This window comes from Flavobacterium sp. ST-158, from assembly GCF_058309975.1.
The window spans coordinates 232,907-250,669 of the sequence record NZ_JBZEEN010000007.1; the positions used below are offsets into that span (position 1 = coordinate 232,907).

A 17,763-nucleotide genomic window follows, 5' to 3' on the forward strand; every position below is an offset into this window, starting at 1 on the left:
GAGCAAGGCAACTTAGTCGGGTTGTTAAAGAGATATTGAACAAGAATCTAGATTAGTTGTTAATATTGTATGTTGTGTAAGATAAATCTTTGTATATTGCAAATCAATTAATTTTTCAAAAAATGAAAAAAAGTTATCTTCTCGTTTTGCTTTTTGTAACTAGTATAGGTATTTCTCAAACGACAAAAGTCAATTTGGATTCAAATTCTAAAACTGTTGTTTATGATTCTGCATTTAAATCTTCGAAATTTAATACAACTGAGGATGTCAATTGTAAATTAAGAGGAAAACTAAATGCGGGGAAATCTAACTACTTAAAGTTGGTCACTGATAGAGATAATCCTTTTATGAGTGGAATTAAAATTCCGATTGTGAATGGATATTTTGAATATGATTTACATACTCCATTTGCTGAAAAATATACTTTGATACTTGGAGAAGAATTAGAAAAAGGGGCGTTCCGTTCTATTTCTTTTTTTGCAGAAAATGCGGTGCTTGATTTTAATTTATATACAGGAGATGCATTTGATAATAATACCATTTCAGGGGGAAAATTAACCGATAAAATGATTGCTTATGAAGTGGAGAAAAAGAAAATTTTTGAGCCGAAACAAAAAGATTTTAGCGAGGAAATTGATTCTTTGTGGAATTCAGGAAGTTATTTTAGCGAAGTTTATAATAGAGTAATGGAAAAAATTAAAGCCAAAGGAGGTGCTAAGGATGAAGAATTGAATAAATTATATAAGGAACGTGATGAATTAATGGAAAATGGAAAAGCCTATACTTCCAGAGCTTTGTTTTTAAATAATAAAATGGATTCTATTCAGAAATTAATGTATGATTGGGAAGCAAAATATATTGCAAAAAACATAAATATTGTTTCGTATTCGATATTATTAGAAGAAATTCGATGGTACAAACAGAATAAAAAAAATATTGATATTAATCATATTAATCAATTGGTTTCTGTTTATGCTAAAAAATATCCGCTCCATCCATACACAAAGCAGATTGCTGATATTTTTGAAGGTATTAAAACTGCAAAAGTAGGGGGCATGTTTGTTGATTTTTCAGCACCTAATATAGATGGAAAGATGATAGTCGCTTCGGATATTGTTGCAGGAAAAGTAGCTTTGTTAGATATGTGGGCTTCCTGGTGTGGTCCTTGCCGCGTTACTAGTAAAAGTTATATTCCTATTTATGAAAAATACAAAGACAAAGGTTTTGTGATTTTAGGGGTTGCCAACGAATATAAAAACACCAATGCTTTTAAGAAGGCAATGGAAAAAGATAAATACCCTTGGTTGAACCTTATTGAACTAGAAAATGCAAATAGAATCTGGGACAAATACAATATTTCTAATTCAGGAGGCTCTACCTTTCTTGTTAATTCTAAAGGAGTGATAGTGGCCGTAAACCCAAGCGCTCAAGAATTAGATAAATTATTAGAGGGATTATTAAATTAATCCCTCTTTCTATTTCTAAACCTCGGATCGTCCTTTTTGATGAATTCCGTTCGGCGTTTTGGTGCTTCCGTTTTTGGTAAACTGGCTTCTTCTGTTTTACTGGATGGTGCAATCAACTCATTGAGTTCTTTAATTTCGGCATCGGTTAAATCACGGTAACGTCCTACAGGTACATCCAGTGAAATATTGATGATACGAATACGTTTCAGCGCTGTAACTTCATAGCCTAAATATTCACACATCCTTCTAATTTGTCGGTTTAAGCCCTGTGTGAGAATGATTTTGAAGGTGTTTTTGCTAATTTGTTCTACCTTGCATTTACGGGTTACAGTATCCAGAATAGGAACACCATTCCCCATGCGTTGGATAAAACGTTCTGTGATAGGTTTGTTAACTGTAACTGTATATTCTTTTTCGTGGTTGTTTCGGGCACGCAAAATTTTGTTGACAATATCTCCATCATTAGTCATGAAAATCAAACCCTCTGAAGCTTTGTCTAATCGACCGATAGGGAAAATACGTTTCGGATAATTGATGTAATCTACAATGTTGTTGCGAACCTCTAGGTTTGTAGTACATTCAATTCCCACAGGTTTGTTGAAAGCGAGATAAATTGGTTTTTCATTTTTCTCATGAATGAGTTTACCATCGATTCGCACTTCGTCAGTAGGAGCGACTTTAGTTCCTAATTCGGGGACCACACCATTTATGGTAACACGACCTTCTTCAATGAATTTGTCCGCTTCACGACGGGAACAAAAACCCGTTTCGGCAATGAATTTATTAAGACGTTTTAGATTTTCTTCCATGTTGCAAAAATAAACAATTTCAATGTCAAAAAATCAATTTCAATAACAATACATTTAGATTGCTATTGCAATTGATTATTGCGATTGTCATTGTCATTGTCATTGAAAATTTGTTCAAATAAGAACTGATACACTTTTTGGTATAATTCTTCATCATGAAGTTTATGACCTAAGCCTTTTGTTTCAACAAATTGGACATTTTTCCAGGATTGAGCAATTTTTTTTCCTTCCTTAAATAATACAATAATATCTTCAGTATCGTGAGCAAGAAAGCCTTTTACATTTATTTTTGAAGCAAATTCCTGAGCACTAAAAAGATGGAGGCTTTGCTCTAAGATAGAAGCGTATTTATTTTCCAGAGCTTTTACGACTTTATCGTTTAAGCTTAGTAGTCTAATGAAATTATTAAATATAATGTTGAAATCACTAGGTGCTCCTAAAATAACCATCTTTTGGATACTCGGATTTTGATATTTGTATTGGTAATACAAACTGGTTTTTCCTCCTAAGGAATGTCCGATGATGTAGTTAGGTTGGTATTTCTTGGATGCAATATCAATAAATTCGGCATATTTAATAACCGTAAATTCTGTTCCGCTAGATAATCCTTGTGCGGGACCATCAATGGCAATTATAGTACTGCCGGATTTTTTTAAGTAAGGTAGGATTTTTTTCCATCTGGAAGAATTGCTTTCCCAGCCATGAACGAGTAAAATGGTGGTTTCGTTTCCTTTCCAGATATAAGTTTGAATCGATTCGTCATTGTGTGAAATCGTCTCGAGTTGAGCTTCTTCTAAAAATTTAGGAAGTTTGTTTTTGTTGAATTTCCCCTTTCTGGGCATGCTAAAATAACCATGCGCCATTTGGATAGCTTTTTCGGGAAAAATAAAACTCAAGAGGTTAATGTATAAACCAATCGATTTTGTAAAAATAAAATAGAGTGCTTTCTTCATAATAAAAAAGTCCCGATGATGAATCGGGACTTAAATATAATTAAATACTTGCGAATAAGTTTTCCATTTTTTCTTTTTCTTCTTCAGCTAAACTACTGTCAACTAAAATTCTTCCGGAATGCTCATCAATGATGATTTTTTTTCTGGAAGCAATTTCAACTTGTGTTTGCGGTGGAATGGTGAAGAATGAACCTGCAGACGCACCTCTTTCAATAGAAACTACTGCTAATCCGTTACGTACACTAGAGCGAATTCTTTTGTAAGCTGCTAACAATCTTTCTTCGATTTGCTCTTGGAATTCGATAGATTTTTGAGTTAAGAATTCTTCTTCTTTAGCAGTTTCTGCCATGATATCATCTAACTCTAATTTTTTGTGTTTTAAGTGATTCGATTTCAATTCTAATTTTTCTTTAGATTGAGCAATAATCTCTTTTTTGTGTTCGATAGAAGCTTTCATTTCTTTCATTTGCTTTTCAGCCAATTGAATTTCAAGCTCTTGGAATTCTACTTCTTTAGTTAAAGAGTTGAATTCGCGGTTGTTACGAACAGTTTCTTGTTGTTTAGTATATTTTTTGATAGCCTCTTTGTGCTCGTCAATACTATTCTTTTTAGCTTTAATTTGCTCTTCGATTACTTCAAGCTCACTTTTCAATTTTTCAGAACGCGTGCTTAACCCGGCAACTTCATCTTCTAAATCTTCCACTTCAAGAGGAAGTTCCCCTCTTACATTTCTAATTTCGTCAATTCTAGAGTCAATCAATTGTAAATCGTAGATGGCTCTTAACTTGTCCTCAACACTTAATTCTTTCGTATTAGTCATATTCTATAAGTACTTAACTGGATTTGTATTTTCTTCAGATAAAATGATTGCAAAATTAAGGATTTTTTTTCTAAGAAAATCAACAATATAATTTTTTGTATAGCGTTCTGATTCAAAATGTCCAATATCGGCCAAAATTAACTGATTTTCGGCCTCATAAAATTGGTGATACTTCAAATCAGCAGTTAAAAAAGCATCGGCACCCGCCTGAATCGCATTTTTTATAGCAAAACTTCCAGAACCTCCTAACACAGCCACTTTTTTTATCGGTTTTCCTAAAAAGCTCGAATGACGAATCCCATCAGCTTGCATTTTGTCTTTTACTAGCAGTAAAAAATCTTTTTCAGGTATCGGATTTTCTAACTCGCCTATCATTCCCAAACCAATATTTTGATGTGCATTTTGCAAATCATAAATTTCATAAGCGACTTCTTCGTACACATGGTTTTTAAAAAGTGCTTTTAAAATCTTAGATTCTAAATGTTTCTCAAAAGTAACTTCAATTTTTATTTCCTCACTTTCTACAAATTCAAAACGCTCTCCTATTTCGGGATTGCTATTTTCATTGCCCATATAGGTTCCAATTCCTTTAGAATTAAAACTACAATCTTCATAATTTCCTATTTTTCCTGCTCCAGCATCAAATAAAGCATTACGCAATTTTTCGGCATTTTCAAGAATGGTATAAGTGATTAATTTTCGAATAAAATTGGGCTTCGGAATTAATATTTTAGTGTTGGTTAAACCTAAGGCATTACAGAAAATTTTATTCACTCCATATTGATGATTGTCTAAAGCAGTATGAACGGCATAAATGGCAATATCGTTTTTGATAGCTTTGATAATGGCACGTTCTACATAATTTTTGCCGGTTATTTTCTTTAGACCCGAGAATAAAATGGGATGGAAGCAAACCACCAAATTACATTGCTTAGCAATCGCTTCGTCTATAACATTTTCCAGCGCATCATGGCAAACTAAAACTCCAGTTGCTTTAGTTTTAGCATCGCCTACAAGTAAGCCTACATTGTCAAAATCTTCGGCATAGGCTAATGGCGCCATTTCTTCTAGAACGGAAATTATTTCTTTGATTGTCATTTTTAGATATTTTCGGATAAACAAATTAACGAATAAACAAATCAACTTTAAAATAAAAAATATACTTTCGTAGTATGAATGTACTTCGAAAAATACTTTTTCCCTTTGCTATTTTATATGGTTGGATTACCAGTATTCGAAATTTTCTTTTTGATAAAGGAGTTTTGAAATCTTACTCGTTTGATTTGCCTGTAATTGCTGTGGGTAATCTCAGTGTAGGTGGAACGGGTAAAACGCCTCAAATAGAATACTTAATTCGTTTGCTTTCGCCAAAATATAAAGTAGCTACTTTAAGTCGTGGATATAAAAGAAAATCAGAAGGATTTGTTTTGGCTGATGCCAATGCGAATGCAGAAATCTTAGGGGATGAGCCTTTTCAGTTTTTTCAAAAGTTCCCCAATATCCAAGTGGCTGTTGATGCGAATCGTAAAAATGGTATTGAACAATTATTAGAACAGGCAGAAAAACCAGAAGTTATTTTACTCGATGATGCGTATCAACACCGAAAAGTAAAAGCCGGATTTTATATTCTACTTACGGCTTATGGCGATATCTATGTTGATGATTTTATGTTACCAACAGGCAATTTGCGTGAAAGCAGGAATGGTGCTCAAAGAGCCGATATAATTGTTGTAACTAAATGTCCGTCAAATCTTTCCGAATCAGAACAACTTTTTATAAAAAAGAGGCTAAAATTAACGAACAATCAAGAGGTTTATTTTAGCTGTATCGCTTATGATAATTACATTTATTCTGAAAATGAGAAAATTGTAGTAAGTGAAATTAAAGAGAAAAAGAAATTGCTTTTGGCAGGAATTGCAAAGCCAGAACCATTTTTTACGTATTTAAAAAATGGAAAAGATGTTTGTTTGACTTATCCCGATCATCATCATTTTTCAGAGAATGACATTCAGGAAATTGTTCTTAAAGCAAAAGACAGTATTATCATTACTACCGAAAAAGACTATGTTCGTTTAAAAGGAAGTTTGCCTAGCGAAGAGCTTTTTTACTTACCAATACAAAGTTCGTTTCTGTCGGCGGCAGATCAATTTGATAAAAAAATAAAAAATTATGTGGGAACTAGTACAGCAAACCGTTAGTTATATCCAAGAGAAAACACATTTTACTCCTGAATATGGTGTGATTTTAGGTTCTGGTTTGGGGAATTTTACGGATGACATTCAAATTGAATTTAGTTTGCCTTATGCTGATATTCCTAATTTTCCTGTTTCTACGGTTCAAGGACATAAGGGAGCTTTAATTTTTGGAACCATTGGCACTAAAAAAGTAGTGGCCATGCAAGGTCGTTTTCATTACTACGAAGGCTATTCGATGGAGGAAGTTACTTTTCCGGTTCGTGTCATGAAATATTTAGGAGTTCAAAAATTGATTGTTTCTAATGCTTCGGGCGGAGTGAATCCGAATTATAAAGTCGGAGATATTGTTCTTATAAATGATCATATTAATATGGTTCCAGAGCATCCGTTGCGTGGAAAAAATGACGAGCGTTTTGGACCAAGATTCGTTAATATGAGCGAACCTTATTCGAAAAAAATGATAGCTGTGGCAAAAGAATTGGCACAGAAAAACAAAATAGAGGTAAAAAACGGAATCTATTTGGGGTTACAAGGGCCAACATTTGAAACCTTAGCTGAATATAAAATGGTAAAAATTCTGGGTGCCGATTGTGTAGGAATGTCTACAGTTCCGGAAGTTATTGTAGCACGTCATATGGATTTAGAGACCTTTGGAGTTAGTGTAATTACTGATATGGGTAATGAAGAAAGTATTGAAACGATTTCACATGACGAAGTTTTAGAAGCAGCTAAAAAAGCTGAACCCAAAGTACGCATGTTAATTAAAGAATTAATCTTGAATTGCTAACTTAAGTGTTTTAATAGTAATTTGTAAAAATCGTTTGGGATAAATGGTTTTGTAATTACATCATCCATTCCAAAAGAAAGCAGCATTTCTCTATTTTCATTCAATGAAATGGCTGTCATGGCTATAATGGGCGTTTTGTTGTCAAATTTCCTGATTTCTTGCGTAGCAATTGTACCGTTTATTCCAGGTAAATGGACGTCCATTAAGACTAAGTCGTAAGTATTAAGTTTAACGGCTTCGATTGCATCTTCTCCATTATCAATCACTTCACAAAGAATTTCTTTGTTTTCAAGCATTCTTTTGGTAATCATTTGGTTGATTTTATTGTCTTCAATTACCAAAATATTTTTGCCTTTTATTTTAGATATATCAAAAGAATTTTCTTTTTTAGGTTCGGCTACTGTTTGGTTATCGCTTACTTTTAAGTCTAATTCAAACGAAAAAGTAGAACCTTCGCCTACGCTACTTTTTAATTGAATATCGCTATTTAATAAGTTTAGTAACTTTTTTACAATAGTTAAACCCAAACCTGTACCACCATATTTTCGGTTAATTTCAGTGGAACCCTGTGAAAAACTATCAAAAACAGTTTCCAGTTTCTCCTCTGGAATTCCAATTCCGGTATCGATTACTTCAAAAGATACGACTGCTTTTTGATTTTCGAAAGATTTCAGTTTGGCTACAATGCTTACTTTTCCATTTTTGGTAAATTTGAGCGCATTGTTAATCAGGTTCATGAAAATTTGAGACAATTTTATAGGATCGCCAATTAAATTACTAGGTATTTCAGGATCAATTTCAAGTACAAACTCATTCCGATTTTTTGTTGCCACCTCAAGTAAAGAATTTTTGATATCCTCCAATAATTTTTTTAGGTCAAAATGGATGTGTTCTAATTCTACTTTGTTCGAATCGATTTTATTGATTTCTAAAATGTCATTGATAAAAGCAGTGAGATAATTACCGGAATATTGCAAAGAACTTAGATAATGCAACTGCGTTTTTTTAGGGTTTTCTTCTAATAAAAGATGGGTAATTCCGTTAATAGCATTCAACGGCGTTCTTAATTCATGACTCACTGTGGATAAGAAATCGGCTCTGGCATTAGATGCTTTTTCGGCTTTTTCTTTGGCCTTAATGAGCTCGTTATTTTTTTCTTGTAATAAAAGATTGGTTTTTTTCTTGATGAGGTTGTTTTTGTACAATGAAAAACTCAACATCGAGAGAATAGCAATTAATGCAATGGATAGATAATTGATTAATCTGGAGAATCTTTGGGTTTTTTCTTGTTCTTTTTTCTTCTTATCAAGACGGGCTAAATTTTGTCTTTTTTGGTTTTCTTTAAAAGCTTCGTAATCGTTAATACCTAATTTTTCGTTGAGTGCAATAGCAATACTTTCTTTTAAATTAAGATGTAATTTTAAATAAGAATAAGCATTGCTTTTATCCAACATTTTGTCGTAAACAGTGCTAATGGCTAGTAAAATATTGGATTTTTGATCTAGATTTTGATTTTTAGCATTTAAGTCTAAGGCTTTGTTGAAATAGTTTAACGCTAGGTTGTTTCGGTTGTTATGTTCTTCTATGAGTCCCATTTGATACAAAGCTTCTGCTTTCATATCTAAAATAGAAGGAGAATCAGCTTTAGCAATAATTGAATTGAATAATGAAGTCGCATTATCATATTTTTTATTAGCGCTGTAAATAATCGCTTTTTGAAGATTGATTAAATCATCATTGTCTTTTATTTGTAGTGTTTTAGAGATTGCAGCTGTTTTGTTGATGCAAATTTCGGCAGCTCTGAAATTGGTGTTTCCTATATAGGCTAGGCTAAGATAATAATAGGCTTTAGCATAATCCGCAGAAGGACTAAGAGTCTTGAATATGCTGATGCTTTCTGATAATTTTTCAACGGCATCATCGTATTTTTTTAAGCTGTAATAGAGTCTGCCCAGTTTAGCCGTTTGTTTGGCTTGCTCATTAATATTTGAATTTTCTCGGGCGTAATCAATTGCTTTTTGGGTATAAAGAAAAACTTCTTTGTATTTGTTTGCTTTTATGTTTGCATTTGCCTGACTATTGTAAAAGACCACACTATCCGTTTCTTCTTTTTGAGAATACAGAGTTGCATTAAATAAAAAAACTAAAATCAGATAAAACTTGATTTGTAATTTCATTTAGTTAGTTGGTTTGGTCAAAAGTATTAAATCTATTAAGCGCGATGAATATCCAATTTCATTATCATACCAGCCAACTACTTTTACCATTTTATCAATAACAGAAGTCAGTTGAGCATCAAATAAGCAAGAATTTCTATTTCCTACTATATCTACCGATACGATTGGATCTTCGGTGTAATCTAGAATTCCTTTGAGTTCATTTTGCGAAGCTAATTTAAAAGCTTTGTTGATTTCTTCTATCGTTACAGCTGTTTTTACATTAAAAGTAATATCAGTTAATGAACCATCTGGAACGGGAACACGAATACCACATCCGCCAATTTTGCCCTCTAAGATAGGAAAAATTTTTGTTAATGCCTTAGCTGCACCTGTTGTTGTAGGAACAATAGATTGGCTGGCACCTCTGGCTCTTCGTAAATCCTTATGCGGTTGGTCGTGTAAACTTTGATCCGTAGTAAAGGAGTGAATAGTGGTAATATAAGCTTGTTCTATTCCGCACAATTTATCGATTATTTTAATCATCGGAGCTGCATTGTTGGTAGTACAACTAGCATTTGAGATGATTGTTTCTGTTCCATCAAGAATATGTTCGTTAACTCCTAAAACAACGGTTTTTATGGTATCAACTTCTGAAGGCGCTGAAAGAATTACTTTTTTTGCTCCTGCAATAATATGTTCGTTTAGAGCTTCGTAAGTTTTATGTTTTCCTGTTGATTCAATTACAAAATCAATATTTAAATCTTTCCAATTCAGATTAGCAATACTTTTTTCGTGGAAAAACAAAAAATGTGTTCTATCAATTGTAAATCCTTTTTCATCGGCAATTACGGTTTGAGGCAAAACACCGTGGATACTGTCGTATTTGATTAAATGAGCCATCGTCTTAGTGTCGGCAATATCATTTATAGCAACGACTTCAATTTCAGGATGATTTAATAGTAGACGAAAAAGGTTTCGACCAATTCGACCAAAACCATTGATGGCAATTCTTGTTTTCAATTGTATCGTTTATTTGATTATTTGTTTATTTGGTTAATCGTTACACAAATAACCGAATAACCAGATAAACTTTATTATAATATGTGTTTTTGTGCTTTGTATGAAGAACGAACTAATGGGCCGCTTTCTACATGACGGAAACCTAGTTCCAAACCAAACTGCTCGTATTTAGCAAATTGTTCTGGAGTGATAAATTCCTTAACGGGTAAATGTTTTTTACTGGGTTGTAAGTATTGACCAATAGTTACCACATCAACATTAGCAGCGCGAAGGTCTCTCATGGTTTGGAATACTTCTTCTTCCTCTTCACCTAATCCCAGCATGATTCCAGATTTGGTTCTGTTGATGCCTTTTTCTTTTAAATAACGCAATACTTCTAAGCTTCTGTCGTATTTAGCTTGGATACGGACTTCACGAGTCAATCGGCGTACGGTTTCCATGTTGTGCGATACTACTTCTGGATTGGCTTCCACAATACGATCAATATTTCTTTCGATGCCTTGAAAATCAGGAATTAATGTTTCTAGAGTTGTATTAGGATTCATTCTACGGATGGCTTTTACGGTTTCAATCCAAATGATAGAACCACCATCTTTTAAATCATCACGATCCACACTGGTAATTACAGCATGCTTGATGTTCATGATTTTTATAGAACGAGCTACTTTTTCTGGTTCGTCCCAATCAACTGTTTCCGGACGACCTGTTTTAACTCCACAAAAACCACAAGAACGCGTACAGGTATTTCCTAATATCATAAAAGTAGCCGTTCCTTCTCCCCAACACTCGCCCATATTAGGACAACTTCCAGAGGTACAAATGGTATTTAAGCTATATTTATCAACTAAGCCACGAAGTTCTGTATATTTTTTTCCGATTGGTAATTTTACTTTTAACCATTTTGGTTTAGCTATGCTCTGTTCGGCTGCGCCTTGTTTTGCAATCGGTGTAGTAGTATCTAAAACAGTTTCCATAAATCAATTTTAAGGCTACAAATATACGTAATGTTCATTTAATAGCATTGTTTTATGTAATCAAGCTTTTTGTTGGATTTGTTATAAAAATAAAAGAGCTTATGTAGCAAAGGTATAGTATGGTAAAATCCTTGAAAGGATTATTTAAAAAAAGCAGCTCGAAAGCTGCTTTTTGGTTTATCAAAAAAAAGGGTTTAATTAATTTGTACGATAATCGGTAAGTTATAGGCCGTTCTTACGGGTTTTGAATTGTAAATTCCAGGTGTCCATTTTACTTTTATAGAATTCAAAACACGAATGGCTTCTTTCTCTAAGGCTTGTCCTGGTTTATTAAGTACTTTTATAGTACTCATGCTACCGTCTTTTTCGACTATAAAAGAAACATAGATACGCACATTTTTAGTTTCATCTAGAAATGGGCTTCTGAAATTATTCCCAACATAGCGATAGAATTTTTCAATTCCTCCGGGAAATTGTGGTTTTTTATCTAACACCTCATTGATAATAACATCCGAAGAGTTTCCATCAGTTCCATTGCCGATAGCTGTTCCATTTCCGTTTCCAACTCCAGTACCAACTCCATCAGAGGTTCCTGTGCTTGATCCTGCTATCACCACTCCATCTGGGTTTAAGTCTTTTGGTATTGGTTTATCCATAGTGAACTCAACATCTGCATTAGCTTGCGGTGCACTTACTACCACTGGATTAATGAGCTGTTTTTTGTCAATCACATCGCTTGGCGTTTGTGCTTTAACTTCAGATAATGCAGGAGCAGGTGCTGCTTCTTCTTTTTCAGCCGAGTAAATGTCTTGCAACTGAATTACGGTTTCTTTCCAATCCGGAACACTGGGAACCGAAATTTCGCTAGGATGACTTAATAAATTGGGCAGTACAATAAGGGTAGTGCACAATAAAATTCCCAAAGAAAGAGCTTGAAAAGAAGTTTTAGTGGTCTCCTTGCGCAGTTGAAAAGCGCCGTACTCTTTGTTTCTGTTTTCGAAAACTAGGTTAATCCATTTGCTTTCATAAAGACTGTGGTGTGACATAATTATAGATTTAATGGTTAAGAATTCAGTTAAATCGTAAGCGTATGTGGTATTCTTATTTAGAAAGGATTAAGATAATAAATTTATATGTAAATTCTGTACTGTTTTTGAAAATAATTTAGAATAATTTTAAATTTAGTTCCTAGCTATGAATAAATAGGATTGTCATTGTGGGGATTGATAGTTTATTTGTGCTATTGACCAGACGTACCATGCTAATAGTAGGCTTGCTTATTGTTTTTAAAGGCATTGCCTATAGTTTAGCTAGGTGTGGCTACAAATTTATTAGGTATGCCTGCTGTTTTTGAATGTACTGCCTATGATTTAGGTAGGCATGCCTATAGTTTAGGTAAGCGTGGCTGTAATTTTTAAAGGTAACACCTATGTTTTAGGTAGGAGTGCTATAGTTTTAGTATGGCGTGCTTACTATTTTGAAGGCATCGCCTATGTTTTATGTAGGCTTGCCTTTGGTTTTTATATGCTCGCCTATAGTTTTAGTAGGCGTATCTATGATTTTTAAAAGTTAGGTGAATTCATTAATTGGTTTGGGTAGGGAAAACATTTCCGCCTTTAACACAATCCTGTTCATTGCGAGGAACGAGGAATCTCATCCGGTAACTCCACAAAGTATTTTGTTTGCGTTATTTGCTCATTGTTGCGGGCACGGAAAGTATTTTTGCGCTATCGGGCTTAGTGGTAGTTTCGTTATGTTACACAAATATTAACAAAGATAGTTTGCTTATCATTATAGAAAAAAATGTTCAAAAAATGATCTTCTTCTCCCGCAATTTTTCGCGTAAACTTTTTAATTATCTTGTTTTCTTTTTTTTCTTTTAACGTGTTTTTGAATTCTGAGAAACTAATAATTTCTTTTTCTTCAGTAATTCTTTTGTCTTCTTCTAGTTCCTTTAAAAGCTTTTCATAATCAGGTTTAGATAATTTAATTTGAGAACTAGAGCAATATTCTCCTTTAAAATCAGGGTAAGAAGCTGATTTTTCGATGAATTCAGCCGATTCTGGAAGTTCTCTTAAAGTCACTGTATTAAATTCTTCCGCATAAAAGCTTTCAGAAGGATAAAGTGAGTCATAAGTTATATATACTATTGCGAATAGAATAGTTAAAATATAAGCTATATTTATTTTCCGACTCAATTCATGTGAGAGTTTTTGCTTTCTTTTAAGGTATATTTTGAAAGGCAAGTAAATTAAATATAATATTCCACCTCCAATTGAAAAGATTATAAGCATTAGACAAAAAACAAAAACTCCCATACTTTATTGATTTGTGACGTTTCAGACTAAATTACCGCAAACTCGTTTATACATGCATAAACTAAACTAGTTATATTCTTTATTGTTATGTTATGCGCATGTTTTAGTTTTTTTGCGTATTATTTCTAATTGCAAAATACAAATATAAAAACTTTTCTTACTTGTATAAAAGTAAATACAATACAAAATGCAACTACATTAAAAATCTCTTAATGTAACTTAAATTCCTTAATGGTTTTAAAAACTAAAAAATGTTATCTACGGTGGTTATTGATAATTTCAGCTAATAATTTCTTAGCTCTTAGGAGTTTTACTTTGACGTTGTTTAGGGGTTCGTCAATTTTTTTGGCTATTTCCTGGTAGCTCATTTCCTGAAAATAACGCAGTTGGATAACTTCCTGATAATGCGGTTTTAATTCCTTGATGTATTGGAGTAATTGCGACAGGTTTTGTTCGGTAATTAGCTCGTCTTCTTTGGAAGGACTGGTGTCGGCAATGTTGTAGGCTTTTTGGTCTTCCTGTTCGGTAATCTCCACAAAAAGACTTGATTTTCTTTTACGAAGCATGTCAATATACACATTCTTGGCAATAGAAATTAACCAGGTATTAAATTGGAATTCAGGATTGTAAGTAGCGATTTTGTCAAAAGCCTTTGAAAAAGTTTCAATGGTAATGTCTTCGGCATTGGTCTCGTTTTCCGTGCGTTTGAGCATGAATCCATAGACTTCGTTCCAATACTGATTCAACAGAAAAGTGAAGGCCGTTTGGTCTCCTTGTTTTGCTTTTTCTATTTGATTGCTTATTTCCAATTGACTGGTTTTGAAAAAATATTAGTTAGGAATACATTTATTTGTGTAAAAATAAGTGCTAATTCTACAATGGGGAACCAAAATTTAATATCTTTTTCTTTTAGTTTTCCTGCCGAGAATCCAATGCAAATCCAAGCGCATAAATACCTAAGACCAAGCAAACTCAATACTAATATCCATTGGAATTGGAAAGATAATAAGATTGTAGCAAAAACAATAAACAATAATTGCGTGCTGAAAAAGAACCCTAACTGCAATTGATCCACCATTTTATAATGTTTTGCCGTAGCTACATGTCTTCTTTTTTGGGTAAACCAATCTTTGAAAGACAGTTTTGGTGCCGAATAGGTAAAACTTTCAGGCATAAAAGCTACTGTGGTGTTGCTTCCTTTAGCAGCTTCGTTGATAAACAAATCATCATCGCCTGAGCGTACTTGAATGTGGTTGATGAACCCGTTTACATTAAAGAATTCTTCTTTTTTGTAGGCTAAATTTCGACCTACACCCATATAAGGATGTCCTAGTTTTGCCCAAGAAAAGTATTGAACTGCAGTAAGTACCGTTTCAAAACGGATTACTTTGTTTAGGAAAGAATTGGCAATTTTTTCATAGCCTCCATATCCTAAAACAATCGTTTTATGTAATGTAAATTGCGAACTCATAGCGGTTATCCAATCTTTAGATGTTGGGTAACAATCGGCATCCGTAAATAATAAATATTCTTTCTTAGCTGCTTTGATGCCTAAGGTTAGTGCATATTTTTTATTTCCCCAAAATGCTTCATTGTTTTGTACCTTAACGAGACGAATGTTAGAATATTGTTTTTCGAATGCTTCAAAAAGTTCTAAAGTATTATCACTCGATGCATCATCGATTAAAACGATCTCAAAATCAGGGTAGTTTTGCTCCGCTAATAAGGGAACATATTTTGCTACATTTTCTTCTTCATTTTTGGCACAAACGATAACAGAAATAGGAATTCTTTTGGGTGTTATTTTTTGTGCTTTGGCGAAAGCAAATTTCCCAAAAACACCTAAATAATACGCAATTTGAATAGCAACAATAGCAATAAAAAAGTAAAGAATCAGTATAAGCATCAGTGTTTAATGGGTTGTTTAAATCGAGTGCAAAGGTATGAATAGAATTAAGATTTGAAAATGATACAATATGAATTTTAAAAGAAAATTTTCAGCCTTATTTTTAGGATTAAATAACATTAACCTCGGCTTCAATTTGGATCCCGAAAATCTCAAAAACCGTTTGTTGAACATCCCTAGAAACGGCTAATATTTCCTGTCCTGTAGCATTGCCATAATTCACTAAAACCAAAGCTTGGTTTTTATGAATTCCAGCATCGCCAAAGCGTTTTCCTTTAAAGCCAGCTTGCTCAATCAGCCAGCCGGCAGGAACTTTAACTTCGGTTGCCGAAACTTCATAATATTTCATCTCCGGAAACTTTTTATGAATGGCTTCAAAGTCACTTTTTAAAACAATAGGATTTTTAAAAAAACTGCCGCTATTTCCCAGTTCTTTTGGATCAGGTAATTTACTTTGTCTAATGGCTATTACGGCGTTGCTTACATCTTTTAATCCAGGAATTGTAACGTTGTTTTTTTCTAATTCGGCTAAAATATCTCCGTAAGAAGTATTGATTTTATGATTGCGTTTCGTTAATTTAAAAACTACCGAAGTAATAATAAATTGGTCTTTAACTTCGTGCTTAAAAATACTTTCGCGATAACCAAAATGACATTCTTCATTGGTAAAAGTTCTCATTTCCTGAGTGTCAATATTCATAGCTTCACAGGAAACAAAAGTGTCCTTAATTTCAGTTCCGTATGCACCAATGTTTTGAACTGGAGTTGTCCCAACATTTCCTGGAATGAGCGACATGTTTTCTAGTCCACCAAAATTTTGTTCGATGTTCCAAAGCACAAATTCATGCCAGTTTTCACCTGCTTGTCCTTCAATCCAAACAAAATCATCGTCTTCTTTGATGATTTTTTTGCCTTTTAAATCAATATGAATCACTAAAGCATCAATATCTTGGGTCAGTAACATATTACTGCCGCCACCTAAAATGAATTTTTTCTCTGATTGATGTTGTTCTAAAATCGTTTTCAATTCGGATACCGAATGAACAGCAACAAATTGTTTGGCTTTGGCTTCAATGCCAAAAGTATTGTATTTTTTTAAAGAAAAATGATTTAGAATTTCCATAAAAGAAAGTGCTTTTTTAGTCGTGAATTGAAGGTTCAAAAGTAAGAATTATAATTTTTGGTTTTACTGCAAAGACACAAAGTTTGCGCAAAGTTCGCTAAGCTTTGTATTCTTTGTGAAAACCTAGCGAACTTTGCGGTTAAATTATTTTTTAGAATCTATTAATTCATGGTATTTGTCCGCAATAATTTTCATATTGGTTTTGTAATTCACCTGTTTTCCAATGAAATTGCGGTTGTTTGTAACGGCTTGGTTTCGAATACTTGTATTCTCAAAAGCCCAAATTATCTCTTCAGCCAACATTTCAATATCGTCGATTGTAATTAATTGACCGTTTTCGCGATGTTGAATCCAACTTTGATTTCCTGGAATATCAGAAACTATGGGATAACAACCGCAAGCCATGGCTTCAAATAAAGAAGCCGAAACGCCTTCGGTTACAGGCATGCTGATGTAAATATTGGATTCTTGAAGTAATTTAGGGAGTTCCGTATTGGGAATTCTTCCTGTGAAAATTACTTTGTTTTCGATGTTTAATTCTTTAGCTAGGGTTTTCAAAGAATAAAGTTGTTTGCCATCTCCAATAATAGTTATACTGAAATCAATTCCTCTTTGATGTAAAATGCCAAATGCTTTTAAGATAACATCATGTCGGTATTCGGGTAAAAGGGAACGCGTAACAATAGCCTGAATTTTATTGGAATTAGAATTGTTTTTGTTTTCAAATTTGTTTAAATCAATTCCCTTTGGCAAAATCAAAATTTTGGTCATATCCACTTTAGAATTTTTCATGTGTTCAGCCATTATTGGACCCCAAGCATGAATAAGTGTGGCTTTTTTGAAAGCGTAATTCTGAATCATTTTTTTAAACGGAATTGTAATAGCATCTTCAGGCCATAAATCGGTTTTTCCTTGTTGTGCAATGGCAGCTGGTTTTAATCCCGAAAGTGCTGCTAGAAAACCATAACTGGTGGTTCTTTCGGCAATAATCATGTCGGGTTGCTGTTGTCGAATTTTTTTTTTGATGTTAAAAATTGCCAATAGGAATTCCAGTGTACGCAGCAGTCGATTCAAAAAAGAATTATTTGGTGTTTTTAATTCCCAAGTGATGATTTCAAAATCGCCAAATTCTTTTAGGCCGTTCATCCAAGTAATGGCGTCGGCACGATAGGATTCTCCAAGAAAAAGTATTTTTCTTTTTTTCATTAAAGACTTATTTTGCCACGAATGCAC

At 33.4% G+C, this 17,763-nt stretch carries 16 protein-coding genes; 3 read left to right on the forward strand and 13 right to left on the reverse strand.

Translation table 11 applies throughout. The features are described 5' to 3' along the window. Nucleotides 1-122 precede the first annotated feature (122 nt). The gene (locus AC4FRF_RS12360) at nucleotides 123-1,466 is read left to right on the forward strand and encodes a TlpA family protein disulfide reductase (RefSeq protein WP_491159861.1); all 1,344 of its coding nucleotides are present in this window, start codon (nucleotides 123-125) and stop codon (nucleotides 1,464-1,466) included. Here the strand turns inward: AC4FRF_RS12360 and rluF are convergent. The 4 genes from rluF to AC4FRF_RS12380 form a co-directional block, all read right to left on the reverse strand. Continuing rightward, nucleotides 1,463-2,275 carry a 23S rRNA pseudouridine(2604) synthase RluF gene (gene rluF, locus AC4FRF_RS12365; RefSeq protein ID WP_491159862.1) on the reverse strand — a complete coding sequence of 271 codons (813 nt, stop codon included), beginning with the start codon at nucleotides 2,273-2,275 and terminating at the stop codon, nucleotides 1,463-1,465. The genes AC4FRF_RS12360 and rluF overlap by 4 nt on opposite strands. A 62-nt stretch (nucleotides 2,276-2,337) precedes the next feature. Beyond that, nucleotides 2,338-3,228 (reverse strand): alpha/beta hydrolase, encoded by an 891-nt coding sequence (locus AC4FRF_RS12370; protein WP_491159863.1) that lies wholly within the window; start codon nucleotides 3,226-3,228, stop codon nucleotides 2,338-2,340. Nucleotides 3,229-3,268: 40 nt separating this feature from the next. Beyond that, nucleotides 3,269-4,048, reverse strand: a complete 780-nt coding sequence (locus AC4FRF_RS12375; protein ID WP_491159864.1) for a zinc ribbon domain-containing protein — start codon at nucleotides 4,046-4,048, stop codon at nucleotides 3,269-3,271. 3 nt (nucleotides 4,049-4,051) lie between these two features. Beyond that, a complete protein-coding gene (locus AC4FRF_RS12380; protein WP_491159865.1) occupies nucleotides 4,052-5,146 on the reverse strand; it encodes a Nif3-like dinuclear metal center hexameric protein in 1,095 nt (364 codons plus the stop codon). Between the two features lie 74 nt (nucleotides 5,147-5,220). Here AC4FRF_RS12380 and lpxK point away from each other — a divergent pair, with 74 nt between their 5' ends. Further along, entirely contained in the window at nucleotides 5,221-6,246 is a 1,026-nt protein-coding gene (gene lpxK / locus AC4FRF_RS12385; protein WP_491159866.1) for a tetraacyldisaccharide 4'-kinase, read from the forward strand. Next, nucleotides 6,218-7,030, forward strand: a complete 813-nt coding sequence (locus AC4FRF_RS12390; protein ID WP_491159867.1) for a purine-nucleoside phosphorylase — start codon at nucleotides 6,218-6,220, stop codon at nucleotides 7,028-7,030. The genes lpxK and AC4FRF_RS12390 overlap by 29 nt, the downstream gene beginning before the upstream one ends. Here the strand turns inward: AC4FRF_RS12390 and AC4FRF_RS12395 are convergent. From AC4FRF_RS12395 to AC4FRF_RS12435, 9 genes are all read right to left on the reverse strand, one after another. Then, a complete protein-coding gene (locus tag AC4FRF_RS12395) occupies nucleotides 7,027-9,207 on the reverse strand; it encodes a tetratricopeptide repeat-containing hybrid sensor histidine kinase/response regulator (RefSeq protein WP_491159868.1) in 2,181 nt (726 codons plus the stop codon). The two genes, AC4FRF_RS12390 and AC4FRF_RS12395, sit on opposite strands and share 4 nt — an antisense overlap. Beyond that, the gene (gene gap / locus AC4FRF_RS12400) at nucleotides 9,208-10,209 is read right to left on the reverse strand and encodes a type I glyceraldehyde-3-phosphate dehydrogenase (protein WP_491159869.1); all 1,002 of its coding nucleotides are present in this window, start codon (nucleotides 10,207-10,209) and stop codon (nucleotides 9,208-9,210) included. 74 nt (nucleotides 10,210-10,283) lie between these two features. After that, nucleotides 10,284-11,183 (reverse strand): lipoyl synthase, encoded by a 900-nt coding sequence (lipA, locus tag AC4FRF_RS12405; RefSeq protein ID WP_491159870.1) that lies wholly within the window; start codon nucleotides 11,181-11,183, stop codon nucleotides 10,284-10,286. 194 nt (nucleotides 11,184-11,377) lie between these two features. After that, nucleotides 11,378-12,229, reverse strand: coding sequence for an energy transducer TonB (locus AC4FRF_RS12410; RefSeq protein WP_491159871.1), 852 nt, complete (start codon nucleotides 12,227-12,229; stop codon nucleotides 11,378-11,380). 705 nt (nucleotides 12,230-12,934) lie between these two features. After that, complete coding sequence (locus AC4FRF_RS12415) at nucleotides 12,935-13,501, reverse strand: hypothetical protein (RefSeq protein WP_491159872.1); 567 nt, start codon at nucleotides 13,499-13,501, stop codon at nucleotides 12,935-12,937. Between the two features lie 254 nt (nucleotides 13,502-13,755). After that, nucleotides 13,756-14,310 carry an RNA polymerase sigma factor gene (locus AC4FRF_RS12420; RefSeq protein WP_491159873.1) on the reverse strand — a complete coding sequence of 185 codons (555 nt, stop codon included), beginning with the start codon at nucleotides 14,308-14,310 and terminating at the stop codon, nucleotides 13,756-13,758. Beyond that, nucleotides 14,301-15,407 carry a glycosyltransferase gene (locus AC4FRF_RS12425; protein WP_491159874.1) on the reverse strand — a complete coding sequence of 369 codons (1,107 nt, stop codon included), beginning with the start codon at nucleotides 15,405-15,407 and terminating at the stop codon, nucleotides 14,301-14,303. The genes AC4FRF_RS12420 and AC4FRF_RS12425 overlap by 10 nt, the downstream gene beginning before the upstream one ends. Nucleotides 15,408-15,516: 109 nt before the next feature. After that, nucleotides 15,517-16,569 carry a UDP-N-acetylmuramate dehydrogenase gene (murB, locus tag AC4FRF_RS12430; RefSeq protein ID WP_491159875.1) on the reverse strand — a complete coding sequence of 351 codons (1,053 nt, stop codon included), beginning with the start codon at nucleotides 16,567-16,569 and terminating at the stop codon, nucleotides 15,517-15,519. A gap of 105 nt (nucleotides 16,570-16,674) precedes the next feature. Next, nucleotides 16,675-17,736, reverse strand: a complete 1,062-nt coding sequence (locus AC4FRF_RS12435; RefSeq protein WP_491159876.1) for a glycosyltransferase — start codon at nucleotides 17,734-17,736, stop codon at nucleotides 16,675-16,677. Nucleotides 17,737-17,763: the final 27 nt, after the last annotated feature.